The organism is Pseudomonas sp. BJP69 (assembly GCF_007633355.1).
GTDB classification, from domain to species: Bacteria; Pseudomonadota; Gammaproteobacteria; order Pseudomonadales; family Pseudomonadaceae; genus Aquipseudomonas; species Aquipseudomonas juntendi.
On the sequence record NZ_CP041933.1, the window covers coordinates 3,641,906 to 3,660,146 of the forward strand.

Consider the following 18,241-nt stretch of genomic DNA (forward strand, 5'->3'; position numbering starts at 1 on the left):
CATGAGTTCACGTAATCCCGTCCTGTGGCCTGAAGGCCTGTTCGTCAAACCGCAGCATTTCCAGCAGGCTACCCGCGCCGCTGAAGCAGCCCAGCACCAACGTCTGGCCAGCCTGAACGCGGCCTTCTATGGCTTCAGCGAGCTGCAACTGAACGAGGAATACCTGAGCCTGGGCAAGGTCGCGATCACCCGCGCCCGCGGCATCATGCCGGACGGTACGGTGTTCGACATTCCGGCAGACCTGCCGCCGCCGCCGCCGCTGGAAATCGACGACGACGGCGCAAAGGACAGCGAGGTTTACCTGTGCCTGCCGCTGCGCACCGAGGGCGGTCGAGAGGTGAGTTGGCCCGACAACGCCGCCAATTTCCGCTACAGCGCTCAGCCCCAGGAAATCAAGGACACCCACAGCGCCGATGGCGACCTGGCCCAGGTCGATCTGGCAGTGCCCAACCTGCAACTCAAGCGCAAGGCTGACGACAGCAGCGCCTACACCCGCCTGGCACTGGCACGTATCCTGGAGCGGCGTCCCGATGGCAGCCTGCAACTCGACGAAGGGTTCTACCCGACCAGCGTCTCGGTACGGGCTGTGCCCGCACTGCAGCGTTACCTCGAAGAAATCACCAACACCCTGCGCGAGCGCTCACGCAACCTGGCCAGCCGAATCGGTGCTGCTGGCCAATCCGGCATCGCCGATATCCGCGACTTCAACCTGTTGCAAGCCATGAACCGCTGGTGGCCGTGCTTCCAGCACCTGGCCAGGCAGGGGCAGACACACCCTGAGCAGCTGTACCTGCACATGAGCCAGGCGTGCGGCGAGTTCGTGACCTTCACCGACGAAAGCCGGCTGCCTGCCGAGTACCCCGCCTACCAGCACAGCGCATTGCGTGCGTCATTCAAACCCCTGCAGGACACGTTGCGCCGCGCCCTGGGTACGGTCCTGCAGCCGCGGGCGGTCTCCCTACCGCTGGACGCGCTGGATTACGGGGTAATGACGACGACGCTCGAAGACCGCCGCCTGATCGATAACGCGGACTTCATCCTCGCCGTGGGTGCAGACATGCCGCCGCCGACCTTGCGCCAACTGTTCATGCAGAAGGCCAAGGTCACGTCCCTGGAAACCTTGAATGACCTGGTGCACAAGCAACTGCCCGGTATTGCGCTACAACCGCTGCCGGTGGCGCCGCGCGAGCTGCCCTTCCATGCGGGCTTCAGTTATTTCGGGCTCGACCGCCGCGACCCGGCCTGGGCCTGCATGAACACGGCCAACGGTTTCGGAATTCATATCGCCGGGGAATTCCCCGGGCTCGAGTTGCAGTTCTGGGCAATCAGGAGTGAGTGAAATGCACGCGAACGACCACCCGGGCGATGGCAGCGCACCTGCGAAAGTCGAGCAGCTGCGCTGGATGCTTGAAAACACTTCAGGCACAAAGGGGGCAGGATGCTCGACACCCACGCCAGAACCCGATCCGGCGGGTGAAGGCTACCCAGCCGATCCGGATTTCCAACTGCGGGGCGGCTACAGCAACGTGATGCTGGACGCCGCCGCCCCTTTGCTCGGCTTGGTCATGCGCATCCGCACGCTCGATACACTGCCCAACCTCGAACAGGTGCACCGGCAGGTGCGCAACCAGATCGAAAATATTCAGCAAGAGCTGCGTCAGCATGGCTACGAGGCCACGCAACTTCTGGCCTATTCCTATGGCCTGTGCCTGTTCATCGATGAAGCCGTGATGGAGAGGCCCTGGGGCCAAGCAAGCCTCTGGAGCCAGGAGCCCCTGCTCAGCATCTACCACAGCGAAACCTTTGGCGGCGAAAAGATCTTCACCGTGATCTCGCGCCTGATGCAAGAACCCCAGCGGTACCAGGACGTGCTGGAGTTCATGTACTTCATTCTGTGCCTGGGGCTCAAAGGCAAGTATGGCCTCGCCCCCAAAGGCGACGAAACGCTGAACACCCTCATTCACCAGCTCCACGCAATCATCCGGGAGCTACGTGGGCCTACGCCGACAACGGTCTGCGACCCTTACAGCAACGTTGCCCCGCGCAACTTCCGCATGAACCGGCAATGGCCTTGGTGGAGCCCTCTGGTGCTTTCCGCCCTTGCGATGGCCACGGCCTACGGCATCTACAGCTACCGGCTGCACCTGATCACCCATGAGGTGCTGCAGTCACTCGACAGCATCTTGCAGCAGTAGCCGCCGGCAGTCGGCACGAACGTATTCAACGAATTGACGGGGCATTTGCCCCGTTGAACAAGCCCATCGATTCCGATGGCCACGCAGCCGCTTGTGCGCGTGCTTTTCCACATGGACGCAGGAGAAACTGCCATGCCAACACCCGCTTACATCTCCATTGAAGGTAAGACTCAAGGGAACATCACTAAGGATGCCTTCACCGCCGAATCAGTTGGCAACATCTTCGTTCTGGGGCACGAAGATCAAATGCTGGTACAGGCACTCAAACACAAGATAACCGTGCCCACCGACCCCCAAAGCGGTCAGCCTGCTGGGCAGCGTGTTCACGGGCCCCTGATAATCACGTGTTCTCTTAATAAAGCGGTGCCTCTTATGTACAGCGCACTGTCCACTGGAGAACTGCTACCTAATGTGGAAATCAGCTGGTACCGCACGTCTATTGAGGGCAAGCAAGAACGCTTCTTCAGCACGAAGTTGATCGATGCCGTCATCGTCGACATCGACTTGGAGATGCCCCATGTCCAAAAGCCGGAGAACAAAGACTTCACTCAGTTCGTCAACGTTTCGATGAGCTATCGCGGCATTGAATGGGAGCACATCACTGCCAGCACGGCGGGTTCCGATGACTGGCGTAAACCCATAGAGGCTGTCTGATTCAACGACACCAGCCCGGGCAGGAATACTGCCCGGGCTGCAAAGACCAGGTCAGCGAAACAGGACTTCCCATGCCTCGTCAATCCAACCTCCGTTACAGCCTTCAGCCACTGGTTGGCAATGCCGAATTTGAAGTGGTGTCGTTCGAACTGAAGGAAGCGATCAGCACGCCTTTCACCCTCGAACTGAAATTGATCAGCTTCGAACCGGACATCGATTTCGGCCAGTTGCTGGATAAGCCGATCGTCTTCACGATCTGGGACGGTGAACGACCCGTACGCTACGTACATGGGTTGGTCAGTAGTCTTAGCCAAGGGGAAAGTGGCTTCCATCGCACTTACTACCATGCGTTAGTCGAACCTGTTCTGGCTCGCGCCGGACTGCGTTCTAACTGGCGCATCTTCCAACAAAAAACCGTGCCGCAGATTCTTGAGCTGATGCTCGAGCGTCAAGGCATCGTTCAATACGAGCTTCGCGCGATCAGGGATCACCACGTGCGCGAGTTCTGCGTGCAAGCGGGCGAGACCGACCTTGCCTTCATCGCCCGCCTGGCGGCTGAAGAGGGCTTTGTCTATCGCTTCGAGCACAGTGAAACCCTGCATAAGCTGATCATCACGGATCAGCTGCTATCCCTCGGGCTGATCAGCCATGGGGCGCTCAAGACCGACAACGGTGACGAAAGCTTCTTCGACGGCGAAGACGTTATCGACCCCGACACCGTGCTGTATCAGTCCGACAGTGGCGGCGATCAGGCGAGGCCTTGCCTGCGGCGCTTTTGCTACAGCGAGCACGTCAGAACCTCGCGACAGGTACAGCGCGACTACACCTTCACCAACCCGGCGTATCGCCAGGAACACCGTGCTTCAGGCGCTTTCCTGGAACACCAGTCCAGCGACTACGAGCGCTTCGACTACCCCGGCCGCTACAAGCGCGATGCCGTGGGCAAGCCGTTCACCGAAAACCGGATCACCGCCCTGCGCCATGATGTGCGCATCGCGCAGGTGCAGGGGGATGACGTCAGGCTGCAGCCTGGCCTGAGCTTCACACTCACAGGCCACCCTCGCGACGACCTAAATGTGCATTGGCGCGTGAACAGCGTGGCTCACAAGGGCAGCCAGTTCACCAGCCTCCAGGAAGAAGCAGCCGGCATCGATCAAAGCACACGCTATGAGCAAACCGCCCAACTGGTACCCGGCAGAACCGAGTGGCGCCCCCCTCCGCTGGACAAGCCTCGAGTCGATGGCCCGCACATGGCAACCGTGGTCGGCCCTCCGGGCGAGGAGATCTACTGCGACGAATGGGGCCGGGTCAAGGTCAGCTTCCCCTGGGACCGGGAGAGCAACAACGACGAGTTCAGCTCCTGCTGGGTGCGTGTATCCCAAGGGTGGGCAGGTGGCAGTTGGGGCTCGATGGCCATCCCGCGCATCGGGCAGGACGTGGTCATCCAGTACGTCAACGGCGACCCGGACCAGCCGATGATCACCGGGCGCACCTATTGCGGTAACCAGCTGCCGCCCTACGACCTGCCCGACCACAAAACCCGCATGACCATCAAGAGCCAGACCCACAAGGGTGATGGTTTCAACGAGCTGCGGTTCGAGGACGAGCTGGGTCGACAGGAAGTGTTTATCCATGCGGAGAAGGACCAGAACAACGTCGTCAGACACAACGAAACCACCTTGGTCGGCAATGACCGCAGCGAGCGGGTGGACCATAACGAAACCATCTCCATCGGCGACCACCGCACCGAAGACGTTGGCAAGAACGAAACCATCAGCATTGGCGCCAACCGTAGGGTGACCATCGGTGCCAACAAGACCGAGACCATCGCATTGGCCAAGGCGTTGACCATTGGCGCGGGCTACCAGGTCAGTGTCGGTGCGGCAATGAACACGACAGTTGGTCTTAGCCAAAGCGAGCAGGTAGGCATTCACAAGTCCGTGATCGTTGGCAACCGCTTCAACATCACAGCAGGCGACGAACTCAGCATCACGGTTGGGAAAGCGTCGTTGGTCATGAAGTCCGACGGAACCGTGCTGATCAACGGCAGCAACTTTGACTTCAGTGCCACAGGGTCTGTGCAAATCAACGGCAAGGATGTCGATCTTAACTGAAGGGGTAACCCAGGATGGAATTTCGCAACCTGACGCCGTTTGACGTCATGTGCTTCAGTGCGCTCGCGCCCGACGGTCAGGAACATCCTGTCATAGCCATGAAGGTCGGTTATCGACTTGAACCGTTTGAGGGCTGTCCTGGCAAACTCCGAGCCATCGTCATTGATGACGAACCCGCGCCGCTTTGCATGGCCGATATCTATTATGCAGAGATCGGCAGCAGTTCCGTAGTCGAAGAGAGCGACTTGGCGCCATTCAAGCCACGCTGCGATGTCATCGTCGTCGGCCATGCGCACGCGCCGGCAGGACAACCTGCAACTTCGTGGGAAGCCAGTGTCCGTGTTACTTCGACCCGTCCCAAGCAAGTAATCCCTGATCCACCACCCCCGAAGCGCGCACCGAATGTTTACCTGACCGCCGATGAACTGCAGGCACACCAAGCAGAAGTACTAGAAGCTCGGCGTCGCAACAGGGAACAGCTCACGCCAATCGTGTTACTGGACAAGACGCTGCGCTTCACCGGTCCACGAAAATTTCATCACAACTTCTTCGGCTGGCATCTCACCGACCCAGAGCCTGTCACACGCGTTCCTCTGCGTTGGGAACATGCTTTTGGTGGCGCCAGCCAGTTCGCCAATCCCAAATATGGGCATAACCCCGATGCCCCTGAGTTCCTGCTCAACGAAGTGTGCTTCAGTAATCCGCTGGGCTGTGGCTGGCTGGAGTATCGCCATGAAAAGCTGCACTACGAGCAGAGCGGCGACAAGCTCGCCAGCCTGTCAGCGCCTCAGATCGAACATTTGGACGCCCCCATCGAGCGCCTGTTGCGCTCGCGGCATCCAGCTGGCCCGCTGAATGCCGCTGCTATGGCTGAGGTAGCTGCCTCCTATGGCTGCAGGCCAGCCGGCTTCGGCAGCGTTGGTCGCGCCTGGGCACCGCGCTTGGCACTTGCTGGCACTTATGACGAAAGTTGGGAAGACAATCACTGGCCGGGATTGCCACAGGACTTCGATTTCGGCTACTGGAATGGAGCCCCGGTTGACCAGCAAGTTGCTTTTCCTACACCAGATGCACGCGTTGCCCTGTTCAACTTGATTAATCCATCCCTGAGCCAGGATGGGCACTGTGAAGTCCAGCTTCCAGGCCACCGCCCCTTCGTGCTAATGCGCATGACCAACGGCGGAATACTGCCGCTGCCAATGCTCACCGACACATTGCGCATCGACACCGATGCCATGACTCTGTCGATGACGCACCGCATCAGCCTCTCCAATTCGCTTGATATCCGCGTGCTCGAGGCGCGTTTCGAAACCAATCCCGACGCTCCCATCATTCGGCGCGCCCCACACCGCGGCAGGGAGCACGTCTGATATGGCCGATACCGTAATGGCCCGGCAGCAGACTAAATGGACGGTCATCAGCATCGCGCCAGACGTTTGCAAAACACCGATGGGCAGCAGCGTTCCACCCGTGCCCTATCCGGTCACGGCAGAGCTGAATACAAGCACCGGTGTGGCGAAAAGCGTGCGCGCCAATGGCCATCCGGTGGTTGTCTACAAGCGCAGTTTCACTCCCAAGACCATCGGTGACGCCGCTGGCCAAGCCAAAGGCGTCAAGAGCGGTACCGTCGAAGGCAAATGCCACCCGTTGGAGCACAGTAGTTCCGTGCGTGCGGAAGGGTGTCACTTGGTTCGCCATGGGGACCTGTTCTGGATGAATGGAAGTTGATGCCATGAGTGAGCAGCCCATTCAACTGGACACGCTGCATGTCCAGGTACAGGGAGTATCGCTACGTAAGCTGCCAAACGGCCCAGACAGGATGTTTGTGCAGACTGATGGCGCCGGCAAAGTGCTGGTGGACTTTGCCGATGGGCTCAACGAGTGGGGCAAAGCCCTGGAACTCAACGAGGAACAATACGAAGCGTTGCGTCAAGAGGCGTTTCATAGAGAACTGGCAGACCTACAAGACATACCCACCTACGCTGAGCTCTACCCATACGCAGGTAACGGTGGCGCCATCACGTCGCCCAACGGCAACACGCTGGGGCGCGTAAACGGGGAAACACCCGCGATGGGTAAAGCTGCTGACGACTCAAATGCTGACGTGGAGATCGAGACACCGGAAGAAGGCATAACGGGCGAGCAGATGCTGGACGGCCTTCAGCTGGGGCTGGATATTGTTGGCCTAATTCCAGTGATAGGTGAGTTTGCCGATGTTTCCAACGCGGGCATCAGCCTTTCACGGGGTGATTATGCGGGCGCTGCCTTGGCATTGCTTTCAGCTATTCCGTTCGTGGGTTACCTGGGTACGGCAGGTAAAGTCGGACGATATGGCACGAAAGCGGTCGCGGAAGCGTCGGCCAAGGCCGCCAATGAGATGGCAAACCGAGCCGCTAAGGAAGCCGCTGAGAAGACAGCCAAGGAAGGCTCCGAGCGTGCTATAAAACGCGCAGAAGGCGTGGCATCCAATAGCAAGGATGGTGCAAAAGCAACTGCTACCCGTGCTGCTGAAGATGCCACGTCTCGTATTTCTAACGATACACCGGACGGAAGTTTTTCAATTTCAGATTGGACAGGCTATCCAGCGGGCGTTCCCGTACCGCAAGGGCCATTCAGATTACTGGAGGGTGCGGAGTACAATTCCGCCAGAGAGGCTGCCAATAAGGCCAATAGAGCTCTCCGTCGAGAACAAGGACTTGCAGGTAAACCTGTGGACGTGCATGAAATAAATCCAGTAAAATTTGGTGGAAGTCCAACCGAACCCGCCAATAAAGTTATCCTACCTCGGGATGTTCATCGGCAGCAGGTAACTCCTTGGTGGAATCAATTGCAGAAAGACTTAGGAGACAAACCATGAAATACGACCTAACAGAGGGACAACTCAATGGTCCAGCTGAAATGTCGACCATTGACAATCTATCAAAAAACTTGGCAGCGACACTTCCCGAGAGTTATATTGAATTCCTTAAAGAGCACGATGGTGGCGAGGGATTCATTGGTGACAATTACATAATTTTCTGGAAAGCAGAAGAAGTCGTCGACTTCAATCGCGAATATGAGGTCGAGACGTATGCACCAGGCATATTTTTGTTCGCCTCTAACGGCGGAGGCGAAGGATATGGATTTGACACATTGAATGCAGCACTGCCGATAGTTCGGATTCCATTTATAGGAATGGATCGTCAGTATGCCATCTCGGTAGCGAGTGATCTTCCCGATCTGTTTGCTCAATTGGCGGACTAAAATGATTGACAAGAATAAGCACTCACGGCCTAAAGGCATGGAGCTATTCGAGATTAAACCCGCTATCATTGGTGGTGATCCGATAAGCCCTGAAAACAAAATCTGGTTAACGAGACAGCAGCACTTTGAGGCTGTGCGCTACTGGAATCGAATTATCACTAGCCTGCGTAACAAGCTAGAGTAAAGAAATCCCCCATTCAACTTGTCGCTGCATGACGACAAGTTGATATTCCCCGCGCACTTACATTGTCATTAGGTAAAAAAGTTGACCAAACAGATAATGTGCGGTAGATCCGACTAACTCTGCTCGCTACGGGCGAACGTTACCCATACCCACAAACAAAAGCCAAACGCCTTTCTTCTTGCCGCGATCTGCCCGGGGGGCGCTGGATAGGGCATTCGTTGCTGGATAGCGGCGCATCGATGCCAGATGACAACGGGATAAGTTGTAGGGGATTTCTCCTTAACGTCTTGTGAGCGCGGCGCGGTCATCTATCCGGTGAGTGCGTGTTCCGCATTTTTTGCTGCGTGATGGCTGCGGCAGGCGCTGAATGCGGGCACATCCTCAATCGACGTCAACGAACGTCCAGGAGAGTCAAAGATGACCCGGCCCATCCAAGCACAGGTGCTCGACACCGAACACCGTATCCTCCGCCGCCCCGACGTGGAGCGTAAGGCTGGCTTCAAGCGTGCACACAACTACGCAAGGCGGGGTGGGTAAGACGACCGCCGCTGCCAACCTGGGCGGCTTGGCCGCCGACGCCGGGTTACGGGTGCTGTTGTTGGACTTGAGTGTGCAGCCTACCCTGTCCAGCTACTACACCTTGCCCCATCGGGCACCGGCTGGGTGTTACGAACTGCTGGCCTACAACGAATCCAGCCGCTCGCAACTGATCTGCCGCGCCGCCATCGAGGGCCTGGACCTGGTGGTGTCGAATGACGTGCAAGGCCAGTTGAACACCCTACTTTTGCATGCACCGGATGGCCGCCTGCGGCTGCGTAACCTGCGGTCACTGGTCCGGCCACACTACCACCTGTTGTTATCGATACACAGGGCGCACGCAACGTACTGCTGGAGATGGCGATTCTGGCGTCCGACCTGGTGCTGTCGCCGGTCACGCCGGATATCCTCGCGGCCCGCGGACTGAGCCGGGGCACCCTGCAGTGCTCAGGAACCTGGCGTCCATTAAGGCACGCGCTATGAGCAAACCGCCCAACTTGTTCCCGCCAAAACCCAGTGGTCCCCCCATCCGCTCGAAAAGCCCCGTGTGGACGGCCCGCACATGGCGACCGTCCTCGGGCCGCCTGGTGAGGAGATCTATTGCGATGAATGGGGCCGGGTCATGGTCAGCTTCCCCTAGGACCGGGAAAGCAACAAACAACAAACTCAGCTCTAGCTGGGTGCGGGTATCCCAGGGTTGGGCCGGTGGCAATTGGGGAGCGGTGGCCATCCCGGGTATCGGCCAGGACGTAATCCAGTTCCAGGCAGAAGGGCATAGTCAGCGACCAACGACGCATAAGGCAGGCGCTCAGGTACGTAGTGTAGGCGCATAGAGCTCCTGGCCGTTGACCTTGGCGGCCTTGGGCGCAGCGATGAACAGCCGTGCCCTGCGCCCGATGACAAATGGCTCGATCGCACGCTCCGCACCGTTGTACAGCCAGCGTTTCAATTGGCCCAGAATCATTGGCGCGTGAGCCGTGTCTTCCACAAAGGCAGCCAGTTCACCCGCTTGCAGGAGGAAGCCGCTGGCACCGATCAAAACACTCCGAGGCAAAAACCGCCTCTGCGCGATCTCAGCGTTATGTGCCCTGTTCAACAGTCTGGCGCTTTGCTTGATCGCGGCGGTGGCGCTACAGTTGACCAATTGAGTAGGATTTAACGCTCATACTCGTTTTACGGTTAGTTTCGTCCTGGATACGACACCTCCAGATCACGTCGGGGCTGCCTTGAACGGAGGTGCGATGATTAACCGAACAGCGGCGGACTGGCAGCGCCTGCAAGACCTGCCAGCGCTGCTCGAGCAGCTGCCTACCCTCGTTGCAGAACTGGCGTTCCCCTTCTACAGCTTTACCTACAGCAGCCAGAACCATCAGCTCAGCGCAGGCAACCTTCCGCCACAGGGCACGCAATTGGTCCAGGCAGCACTGGACTTGCGGCCAGACACTCGCCACTACTCGAACATGCCCGTGATGTGGAGCGAAAACGCATTCCAGTCTGCCGCCGGCTCATGGGCGACGGCCTATGCTCTGGGCCTGCGTTACGGCTGGATCCAGCCGCTGCACGACGGTAGCGGCCGCAGCAGCCTGACGCTGCTGCGCCCTCATGTCAGGCTGTCGATCACCGAGCATTACGAAAAAGCCGCGTGGGTCATGTGGCTGGGTGAGCGCCTGCACCTGGCAGCCGCCCGGGAGGCAGGCCTGGCTGAACGCCAACATGGGCCGGCCTTTAACCCAGCTCTACGAAATCGCTGTAATTGAAAATGTACTTGGAATTTCGTGGCTGACAGAAACGAAAAAAGACGCCGAAGCGTCTATTTTCGATGATTTACAGACCTCAATTGAAACCTGTAAATCTATATTTGGAGCGGGAAACGAGACTCGAACTCGCGACCCCGACCTTGGCAAGGTCGTGCTCTACCAACTGAGCTATTCCCGCGTCGTGATGGGTGCCATTCTAGCGGTTTCAAAAACCACGTCAACCCCTTGATTCAAAAAAACTTTTACTTCTGCTCCGAACTTTCGCGCAGGTGCGGCCAGGCCGCCAGCAGATAGTGCGCCATCGACCACAGTGTGAGCCCCGCCGCCACCAACAGCAATGCATAGCCGAGAATCACCCAGAAGGTCACCGCTGGCGGGTTGCCCAGCAGGATCACCAGCGCCAGCATCTGCGCTGCGGTTTTCCACTTGCCCAGGTTGGACACGGCCACGTGCGCCCGCGCGCCCAGCTCGGCCATCCACTCGCGCAGCGCCGAAACCACGATTTCACGGCCGATGATCACCGCCGCCGGCAGGGTGAGCCAGAAATTCGCGTGGGTCTGTACCAGCAGCACCAGGGCCACCGCCACCATCAGCTTGTCGGCCACCGGGTCGAGGAAGGCACCGAAGGGCGTGCTTTGCTGCAGGCGACGCGCCAGGTAGCCGTCCAGCCAGTCGGTGGCAGCGGCAACCGCGAACACGCTGCTGGCGGCCATGTAACTCCACTGGTACGGCATGTAGAACAGTAGAATGAAGCACGGGATGAGCAGGACGCGTAGAACGGTGAGCAAGTTTGGAATATTCATCGGTACGACTGGCCGCAAGTTGAGCCGGCATTCTACTCGCTATGCAGGCTGGCATAAATTGATTCGGCAAGCTTTTTGCTGATGCCGGGCGCTTTGGCAATTTCATCGATACTGGCGCGGTTGAGCTCCTGCAGGCCGCCGAAATGTTTCAGCAGGTCGCGGCGGCGCTTTGGCCCTACCCCGGCAACATCTTCCAGGCTGGACACCCGCCGCGCCTTGCCACGCCGGGCGCGATGGCCGGTGATAGCAAAGCGGTGGGCTTCGTCACGGATCTGCTGGATCAGGTGCAAGGCCGCAGAATCCCCCTTGAGGGTGAATTCGTGGTGCACGTCGTTCAGGTACAGGGTTTCGAAACCGGCCTTGCGCGTGACGCCCTTGGCGACACCCAGCAGGGTCAGTTCGCTGAAACCCAGCTCCTGCATCACATCGCGGGCCATGTTCAGCTGGCCCTTGCCACCGTCCACCAGCAGCACGTCGGGCAGTTTGCCCTCGCCGTCCTTGATACGCCCATAGCGGCGGGTCAGAGCCTGGTGCATGGCGGCGTAATCGTCGCCAGCGGTGATGCCTTCGATATTGAAGCGGCGGTAGTCGGACTTGATCGGCCCCTCGGGGCCGAACACCACGCAGCTGGCTACGGTGGCTTCGCCACTGGAGTGGCTGATGTCGTAGCACTCCAGGCGCTGCGGCACTTCGTCCAGGCCCAGGACCTCAGCCAGGGCCTCGAAGCGGGCCGCCATGTGCTGACGGTTGGCCAGCCGAGCGTTGAGCGCCTGCTCGGCGTTGGTCACGGCCAGTTGCTGCCAGCGGGCACGGGTGCCCCTTACCCGATGGCTGATGGTCAGCTCGCGCCCACGCAACGTGTGCAGGGCCTCGGTAATGGCGGCGAAGTCTTCGTGGACAACGTTGACGATCAACTCGCCTGGCAATTCGCGCTCTGCATTGCCCAGGTAGTACTGGGAAAGAAAAGCGGCCATGACCTCGGCCAGGTCTTCCTCGATGCCCACCTGCGGGAAAAAGTTCTTACTGCCCAGTACCCGCCCACCGCGCACGCTGATCAGGTGCACGCAGGCGCCACCCGGGTTGACGAAGGCAGCGATGACATCGACATCACCTGTGCCACCTTCGATGTACTGCTGGTCCTGCACGCGGCGCAGCAGGCTGATCTGGTCGCGCAGTTCGGCGGCCTTTTCGAAATCGAGGGCCATGGCGGCTTTCTCCATTTCGGCATTCAATTCATTGCCCAACTGCTGGCTGCGCCCTTCCAGAAACATCACCGAATGGCGCACGTCCTCGGCATATTCCTGGGCGCTTACCAAGTCGGTGCACGGCCCTTTGCAGCGCTTGATCTGGTACTGCAGGCAGGGCCGGGTGCGGTTGGCGTAATAGCTGTCTTCGCACTGGCGCACGGAAAAGGCCTTCTGCAACAGGCTGAGGCTTTCACGTATGGCGCCGGCGCTGGGGTATGGGCCGAAGTAACGGCCCTTGGCCTTTTTCGCGCCCCGATGAATACCCAGGCGGGGAAACTCCCCGTCAGACAAGAACACGTAGGGGTACGACTTATCGTCGCGCAGCAGGATGTTGTAAGGCGGCCGCCATTCCTTGATCAGGTTCTGCTCCAGCAGCAACGCCTCGGTTTCATTGGCGGTGATGGTGGTCTCGACCTGGGCGATGCGCGCAACCAGCGCGGCGGTCTTGGGGGCCAGGCCGGTCTTGCGGAAATAGCTGGCCAGGCGCTTTTTCAGGTTCTTGGCCTTGCCCACATACAGCAGGCGGGCGTCGACGTCGAACATCCGATAAACGCCGGGGCGACCACTGCAGGTCGCCAGGAATGCGCTGGCATCAAAAACTTGGGACATGAGGTTTACAGGCTTGCGTCAACCATACCGTGGCGAACGGCCAGCAAGGTCAATTCGACGTCGCTGGTGACCGAGAGTTTTTCAAAGATCCGATAACGGTAAGTATTGACGGTCTTGGGCGAGAGGCACAACTTGTCGGAGATGATCTGCACTTTCTGGCAACCGACGATCATCAGGGCGATCTGGATTTCCCGCTCGGACAAGGCGTCGAAGGGCGAGCCTTGTGGCTGGAACGGCTTGAGCGCCAACTGCTGGGCGATCTGCGGGCTGATGTAGCGCTGGCCGGCAAATGCCAGGCGGATGGCCTGGACCATTTCATCGAGCCCTGCGCCCTTGGTCAGGTAACCGGCAGCGCCGGCCTGCAGCAAGCGCGTGGGGAACGGGTCTTCCTCGCACACGGTGACTGCAACCACTTTGATGTCCGGGTGGCTGCGCAACAGTTTGCGAGTGGCTTCCAGGCCGCCGATGCCGGGCATTTTCACGTCCATCAGCACCACGTCTGGCTTCAGCTCACGGGCCAGCTTGAGCGCCGACTCGCCCGAGTCCCCCTCACCCACCACCTGCAGGCCGTCAATGTCGGCCAACATGCGCGTAATACCGGTTCGTACCAGATCGTGATCATCGACGACTAAGACCCTAATCAAGCACACACCTCATCAGCAGGGCGATTGGATCCCGCCACCTTAACAAAATTTTTCACAGTGGGCCTAACGCATTACTTCCGTCAGAAACGTCCGACGCTCGGCTGTGAGAATCCATACTGTTTACCGGGGTTTAACATGACCCGTCAAGCGCGCGAGCAGGTGGGCAACGCGCCGGCTGATCGTCGATATGGATCCTTGATGCCTACGCCGTTCGCGCTGGACACGCCAGCGCCTGACGATCACTCGATAGCGCGCTGCATACGCACGAAGCAATCGTCTTCGCCCATCTCGATAAACCCATGGCGCTGGTAAAGGCGGCGTGCCGGATTGCTGCGAAACACCATCAGCCTGAGCAGCGGCAACTGCCGCTGCCTGGCCCACAGTGCCAACTGCTCCAGCACCCAACTGCCAACACCGCGCCCGCGGTGCTCGGGGAGCAAATGCAACTCGCGGATGAACAGGGCCTGGCGGTCCTGGCTGAGGCTGCAGTAACCCAGCACCGCGGTGCCATCTGCCACCAGCCACTGCTCGCGCCAGCCCCAGGCCTGGTCGAAGGCGTCTTCCACCCAAAGCAGACCGTATTGGCCGTAATAAGGCAGCATGGCGCGGCGAGTCAGGTCGCGGGCGAAGGTGCAGTGGCTGGTAGTGGCAGGAATCAGTTGCAGGCCCATGTCAATCAACGCTCACGGTCGCGGTTGACGTTGTGCCCGGGGCTGGCCAGCAGGGCAGCCCCGGGCACCGATGCACGGAGGCGATCAGTAGGTTCGCCAGGTTGGCGAGGGGCTGGGTCAGGCCTCAGGCTGCTCGCCAGCAGGCTCGGCGGCAGGGGCGGCAGCTTGTGCCTTGGCCTTCGCCCGGTTACGGCGTTCCTGGCTGCGGTGCCGCGCAGCCTGCTGCTTGGCATGCAGTGCCTGTGCAGCAGTCACAGTACCCGCTGCTTGGCCACTGAGGTCCAGGCGCGGTGCATTTTCCACCATGCTGGCCCAGTACCGGGCGCCGCGGCACCAGGTGGAAATACCCAGCTTCAGCTGTTCACGGGTAAGCCCGAGCAGCTCCAGGTGTTGCTCGGCATCCTTGAAGATGCCTTCTTTGAGCGGCACCTTGGGGGCCGGGTTGACCGGGAAGGCCAGGGGAAAATGCTTCTGCAAAGGCCAGATCGCAGCGACCGCCGGATCCTGTTCGCGCGGCTTCGCCTGCGGGGACGGCTTGCGCTTTGGCTGTTTCGCGCTTTCGGCCTTTACCTGCTGTTTCTCCGCCCGCAGGCGGTCGCGTAGCTCTGCTAGTTGTTCAAAACCCATCGTTCAATTCACTGCTTGTGGTTGATTGCGGGGTGCAAGGATAACCCAAGCAGCCACCCCAGTGTTTGCAGGTCATCTTTCCATCAGCTGAATACCCACAACACCCGCGTTGGTTTGCCGGTCAGGTTGGCATAACGAAAGCTGGCATGTGGCTGCAGTTGGAAACTGTCATTGGCGCGCAGGGTAACGGGCTCACCGCCGTCGAGCCACACGGTCAATTCGCCTTCGAGCACGAAACACCCCTGCTCTGAACTGTCGTCCAGGTACTCCTCGCCACTGCTCGCCCCAGGTTCGAGGTGGCTATCGAGCATGGAGAAGGCGCCACTGATGCTGGGGGATGCCAGCACGTCGGTGATGCCACCGGCCAGGTGCAAGGTGCGGCGCTCGTGCGGGCGGGTAACCCAGCCGAGCTCGCGGGGCTTGGCCAGCTTGTAGAAGTAGGCAGTCGACACACCGAGCTCTTCGCTGATGGCCGTCAGGTCGGCGACGGTCGGGCGCGAAACACCGCGCTCAACCTGGGACAGGAACCCCACCGAGCGGCCGATACGCTGGGCCAGCTCGCCAAGGGTCAGGCCCTTGAACTTACGCAGGTCGCGAATCAGTACTGCCAGGCCTTCGATTTCTTCGTGCACTTTCATAGTTGAATCGCGACGTTCGGACGGAAAAACAATGCCCTGAAAAGTACAGGATTCAACCTGCAAAGCAAAATGCTTCCAGGCCTTGCTGCGTGCCAGCCAGGCAAACCGGGGCCGCTTTGCAGCCCCGCTGATGCCACCTGCCGCTCAGCGAACAGCCTCATACGTGAGGTCGAGGCATTTGCGCGCCTTTGCCACCAGCTCGTCGATCTCGGCAAGGCTGATCACCAAAGGTGGTGCGATGATCATGGTGTCGCCCACCGCGCGCATGATCAGGCCGTTGTCGAAGCAGTGCTGGCGGCAGATCATGCCCACGCCTTTGCCTGGGTAGCGGGTGCGGCTGGCCTTGTCTTTTACCAGCTCGATCGCGCCCAGCATGCCCAGGCCGCGCACCTCACCGACCAATGGGTGGTCGGCCAGCTCACGCAGGCGCTGCTGCAGGTAAGGCGCAGTCTTATCCTGCACCTGCGTGATGATCTGCTCGTCGCGCAGGATGCGCAGGTTCTCCAGCGCCACCGCCGCGGCCACCGGGTGGCCGGAATAGGTAAAGCCGTGGTTGAAATCGCCACCTTCGCTGACGACCCGCGCCACCTCGTCACGCACGATCACACCGCCCATCGGTATGTAGCCCGAAGTCAGGCCCTTGGCGATGGTCATCAGGTCGGGCTCAAGGTCATAGTAGTCAGTACCGAACCACTGCCCGGTGCGGCCAAAGCCGCAGATCACTTCATCGGCCACGAACAGGATGTCGTACTTGGCAAGGATCTGCTTGACCTTCGGCCAGTAAGTGTCCGGCGCAATGATCACGCCCCCGGCACCCTGGATCGGCTCGGCGATGAAGGCTGCGACGTTGTTTTCGCCCACCTCCAGAATCTTGCGCTCCAGTTGCTCGGCGGCCCACACGCCGAAGTCGGCCTCGGTCATGTCGCCGCCTTCGCCGAACCAGTACGGCTGCGGGATATGCACGATATCCGGGATCACCCCGCCCTGCTGGTGCATGCCGCTCATGCCCCCCAGGGCAGCGCCTGCCACGGTAGAGCCGTGGTAGCCGTTGATGCGGCCGATGATCACCTTCTTGTCGGGCTGGCCTTTCAGCGCCCAGTAGTGGCGCACCATGCGCAGCACGGTGTCATTGCCTTCGGAACCGGAGCCGGTGAAGAACACATGGTTCATGCCGGCCGGGGCCAGGTCGGCGATCGCCTTGGCCAGCTCCAGCGCCGGTGGATGCGCGGTCTGGAAGAACAGGTTGTAGTACGGCAGCTGCTTCATCTGCCGGCTGGCGACCTCGGCCAGCTCATCGCGGCCATAGCCGACCGCCACGCACCACAGGCCAGCCATGGCATCGAGGATCTTGTTGCCCTCGCTATCCCACAGGTATACGCCCTTGGCCTGGGTGATGATGCGCGGGCCTTTCTCGGCCAACTGTTTAACATCGCTGAACGGCGCCAGGTGGTGGTCGCGGCTAAGCGCTTGCCAGGCCTGGGTCTGCGAATTCTGTGCACTCATTGTCTTCACTCCGTCAGGTCGCGCAGGCGCGCTGCGCGGTGGGTTGCTTGCGGTTCTGGCGCAGCAGCGAGCGCTGGCGGCATGCCGCGCCAAACGCCTGGAACAGGGTCAGGTACTGCGGGTTGTCCATGACCTGGTACTCGGGGTGCCATTGCACGGCCAGGCTGAAGCCCTGGCCGTTGTCCAGCGAGATCGCCTCCACCAGGCCGTCAGGCGCCAGCGCCTCCACCCTCAGCCCAGGCGCCAGTGCATCGATGCCCTGGCCGTGGATGGAGTTGACCTCGAACACTGCCGGCAAGCCCAGGCGTTCGAGCAAACCACCTGGCTGCACATGCATGGTGTGGCGCGGGCCGTATTGCTTGTCGATCGGCTCGCCCGCGCCTTCGCGGTGGTCCATGAATGCGCCAGCCTCATGCACGTTCTGGTGCAGGGTGCCGCCCAGTGCCACGTTCATTTCCTGAAAACCACGGCAGATGCCCAGCACCGGCACGCCGGCGGCGATCGCCGCGCGCATCAGCGGTAACGTGGTGGCGTCCCGCAGCGGGTCGTGCAGGGTGCCCTCGGCACTGGCCGCGCCGTGGTAGTGAAACGGCTCGATATTGGACGGCGAACCGGTAAAGATCAGCCCGTCCACCACCGCGAGGATGTCGGCGCTGTCGAGCAGCTCGCCCAGGCTGGGTATCACGATGGGCAGGCCGCACGCCGCCTTGGCTGCCGCACGTGCATACTTCTCGGCAATGGTCTGGGTGGCATGCTGCCCGCTCATGGTGGTGCAAGCGGTGATGCCGATCACGGGCACACGTGGCATAGCGTCC

17 protein-coding genes, 1 tRNA gene and 3 pseudogenes are annotated in these 18,241 nt (G+C 60.2%); 11 read left to right on the forward strand and 10 right to left on the reverse strand.

The genetic code is table 11. From position 1 onward, the window contains the following. Position 1 precedes the first annotated feature (1 nt). The 10 genes and pseudogenes from tssK to FPB55_RS26730 all read left to right on the forward strand — a co-directional run. Entirely contained in the window at positions 2-1,339 is a 1,338-nt protein-coding gene (gene tssK, locus FPB55_RS16865; RefSeq protein WP_144188737.1) for a type VI secretion system baseplate subunit TssK, read from the forward strand. Positions 1,340-1,403: 64 nt separating this feature from the next. Continuing rightward, positions 1,404-2,195 (forward strand): type IVB secretion system protein IcmH/DotU, encoded by a 792-nt coding sequence (gene icmH, locus FPB55_RS16870; protein ID WP_232961630.1) that lies wholly within the window; start codon positions 1,404-1,406, stop codon positions 2,193-2,195. A gap of 132 nt (positions 2,196-2,327) precedes the next feature. Continuing rightward, positions 2,328-2,849, forward strand: coding sequence for an Hcp family type VI secretion system effector (locus tag FPB55_RS16875; RefSeq protein WP_144188739.1), 522 nt, complete (start codon positions 2,328-2,330; stop codon positions 2,847-2,849). A gap of 71 nt (positions 2,850-2,920) precedes the next feature. Beyond that, a complete protein-coding gene (gene tssI / locus FPB55_RS16880) occupies positions 2,921-4,963 on the forward strand; it encodes a type VI secretion system tip protein TssI/VgrG (RefSeq protein ID WP_144188741.1) in 2,043 nt (680 codons plus the stop codon). Positions 4,964-4,977: 14 nt separating this feature from the next. Beyond that, a complete protein-coding gene (locus FPB55_RS16885) occupies positions 4,978-6,333 on the forward strand; it encodes a DUF2169 domain-containing protein (RefSeq protein WP_144188743.1) in 1,356 nt (451 codons plus the stop codon). Position 6,334: 1 nt separating this feature from the next. Beyond that, on the forward strand, positions 6,335-6,691 hold the full coding sequence (locus FPB55_RS16890) for a DUF4150 domain-containing protein (protein ID WP_009686334.1): 357 nt from the start codon (positions 6,335-6,337) through the stop codon (positions 6,689-6,691). A 4-nt stretch (positions 6,692-6,695) separates the two neighbouring features. Beyond that, positions 6,696-7,820 carry a filamentous hemagglutinin gene (locus FPB55_RS16895; protein ID WP_144188745.1) on the forward strand — a complete coding sequence of 375 codons (1,125 nt, stop codon included), beginning with the start codon at positions 6,696-6,698 and terminating at the stop codon, positions 7,818-7,820. Beyond that, on the forward strand, positions 7,817-8,206 hold the full coding sequence (locus tag FPB55_RS16900; RefSeq protein ID WP_009686332.1) for an SMI1/KNR4 family protein: 390 nt from the start codon (positions 7,817-7,819) through the stop codon (positions 8,204-8,206). Before FPB55_RS16895 ends, FPB55_RS16900 begins: the two co-directional genes overlap by 4 nt. 677 nt (positions 8,207-8,883) lie before the next feature. Further along, positions 8,884-9,371 (forward strand): annotated as a pseudogene (locus FPB55_RS16910) (ParA family protein); the annotation flags it as partial. A gap of 25 nt (positions 9,372-9,396) precedes the next feature. After that, positions 9,397-9,682 (forward strand): annotated as a pseudogene (locus FPB55_RS26730) (type VI secretion system tip protein VgrG); the annotation flags it as partial. Positions 9,683-9,689: 7 nt separating this feature from the next. On the opposite strand, the pseudogene FPB55_RS16920 reads toward FPB55_RS26730, so the two are convergent. Continuing rightward, positions 9,690-9,858, reverse strand: a pseudogene (locus FPB55_RS16920) (IS66 family transposase); the annotation flags it as partial. A 310-nt stretch (positions 9,859-10,168) separates the two neighbouring features. Between FPB55_RS16920 and FPB55_RS16925 the strand changes: the two are divergent. Continuing rightward, entirely contained in the window at positions 10,169-10,684 is a 516-nt protein-coding gene (locus tag FPB55_RS16925; RefSeq protein ID WP_144188747.1) for an autoinducer binding domain-containing protein, read from the forward strand. Between the two features lie 102 nt (positions 10,685-10,786). Here the strand turns inward: FPB55_RS16925 and FPB55_RS16930 are convergent. From FPB55_RS16930 to FPB55_RS16970, 9 genes are all read right to left on the reverse strand, one after another. Continuing rightward, positions 10,787-10,862, reverse strand: a tRNA-Gly gene (locus FPB55_RS16930). Positions 10,863-10,926: 64 nt separating this feature from the next. Next, complete coding sequence (pgsA, locus tag FPB55_RS16935) at positions 10,927-11,487, reverse strand: CDP-diacylglycerol--glycerol-3-phosphate 3-phosphatidyltransferase (RefSeq protein WP_144188749.1); 561 nt, start codon at positions 11,485-11,487, stop codon at positions 10,927-10,929. A 32-nt stretch (positions 11,488-11,519) separates the two neighbouring features. After that, positions 11,520-13,343: an excinuclease ABC subunit UvrC gene (gene uvrC, locus FPB55_RS16940; protein ID WP_009686324.1), complete on the reverse strand. Its 1,824-nt coding sequence runs from the start codon at positions 13,341-13,343 to the stop codon at positions 11,520-11,522. A 5-nt stretch (positions 13,344-13,348) separates the two neighbouring features. Beyond that, positions 13,349-13,987 (reverse strand): UvrY/SirA/GacA family response regulator transcription factor, encoded by a 639-nt coding sequence (gene uvrY / locus FPB55_RS16945; protein ID WP_003251380.1) that lies wholly within the window; start codon positions 13,985-13,987, stop codon positions 13,349-13,351. 239 nt (positions 13,988-14,226) lie between these two features. Then, the gene (locus tag FPB55_RS16950; RefSeq protein ID WP_009686323.1) at positions 14,227-14,658 is read right to left on the reverse strand and encodes a GNAT family N-acetyltransferase; all 432 of its coding nucleotides are present in this window, start codon (positions 14,656-14,658) and stop codon (positions 14,227-14,229) included. Positions 14,659-14,775: 117 nt separating this feature from the next. Next, the gene (locus FPB55_RS16955) at positions 14,776-15,285 is read right to left on the reverse strand and encodes a ProQ/FinO family protein (protein WP_009686322.1); all 510 of its coding nucleotides are present in this window, start codon (positions 15,283-15,285) and stop codon (positions 14,776-14,778) included. 83 nt (positions 15,286-15,368) lie between these two features. Then, positions 15,369-15,923 carry an XRE family transcriptional regulator gene (locus FPB55_RS16960; RefSeq protein ID WP_009686321.1) on the reverse strand — a complete coding sequence of 185 codons (555 nt, stop codon included), beginning with the start codon at positions 15,921-15,923 and terminating at the stop codon, positions 15,369-15,371. 144 nt (positions 15,924-16,067) lie between these two features. Next, complete coding sequence (locus FPB55_RS16965; protein ID WP_009686320.1) at positions 16,068-17,426, reverse strand: aspartate aminotransferase family protein; 1,359 nt, start codon at positions 17,424-17,426, stop codon at positions 16,068-16,070. A gap of 13 nt (positions 17,427-17,439) precedes the next feature. Continuing rightward, entirely contained in the window at positions 17,440-18,234 is a 795-nt protein-coding gene (locus FPB55_RS16970; RefSeq protein WP_115294461.1) for a gamma-glutamyl-gamma-aminobutyrate hydrolase family protein, read from the reverse strand. Positions 18,235-18,241 lie beyond the last annotated feature (7 nt).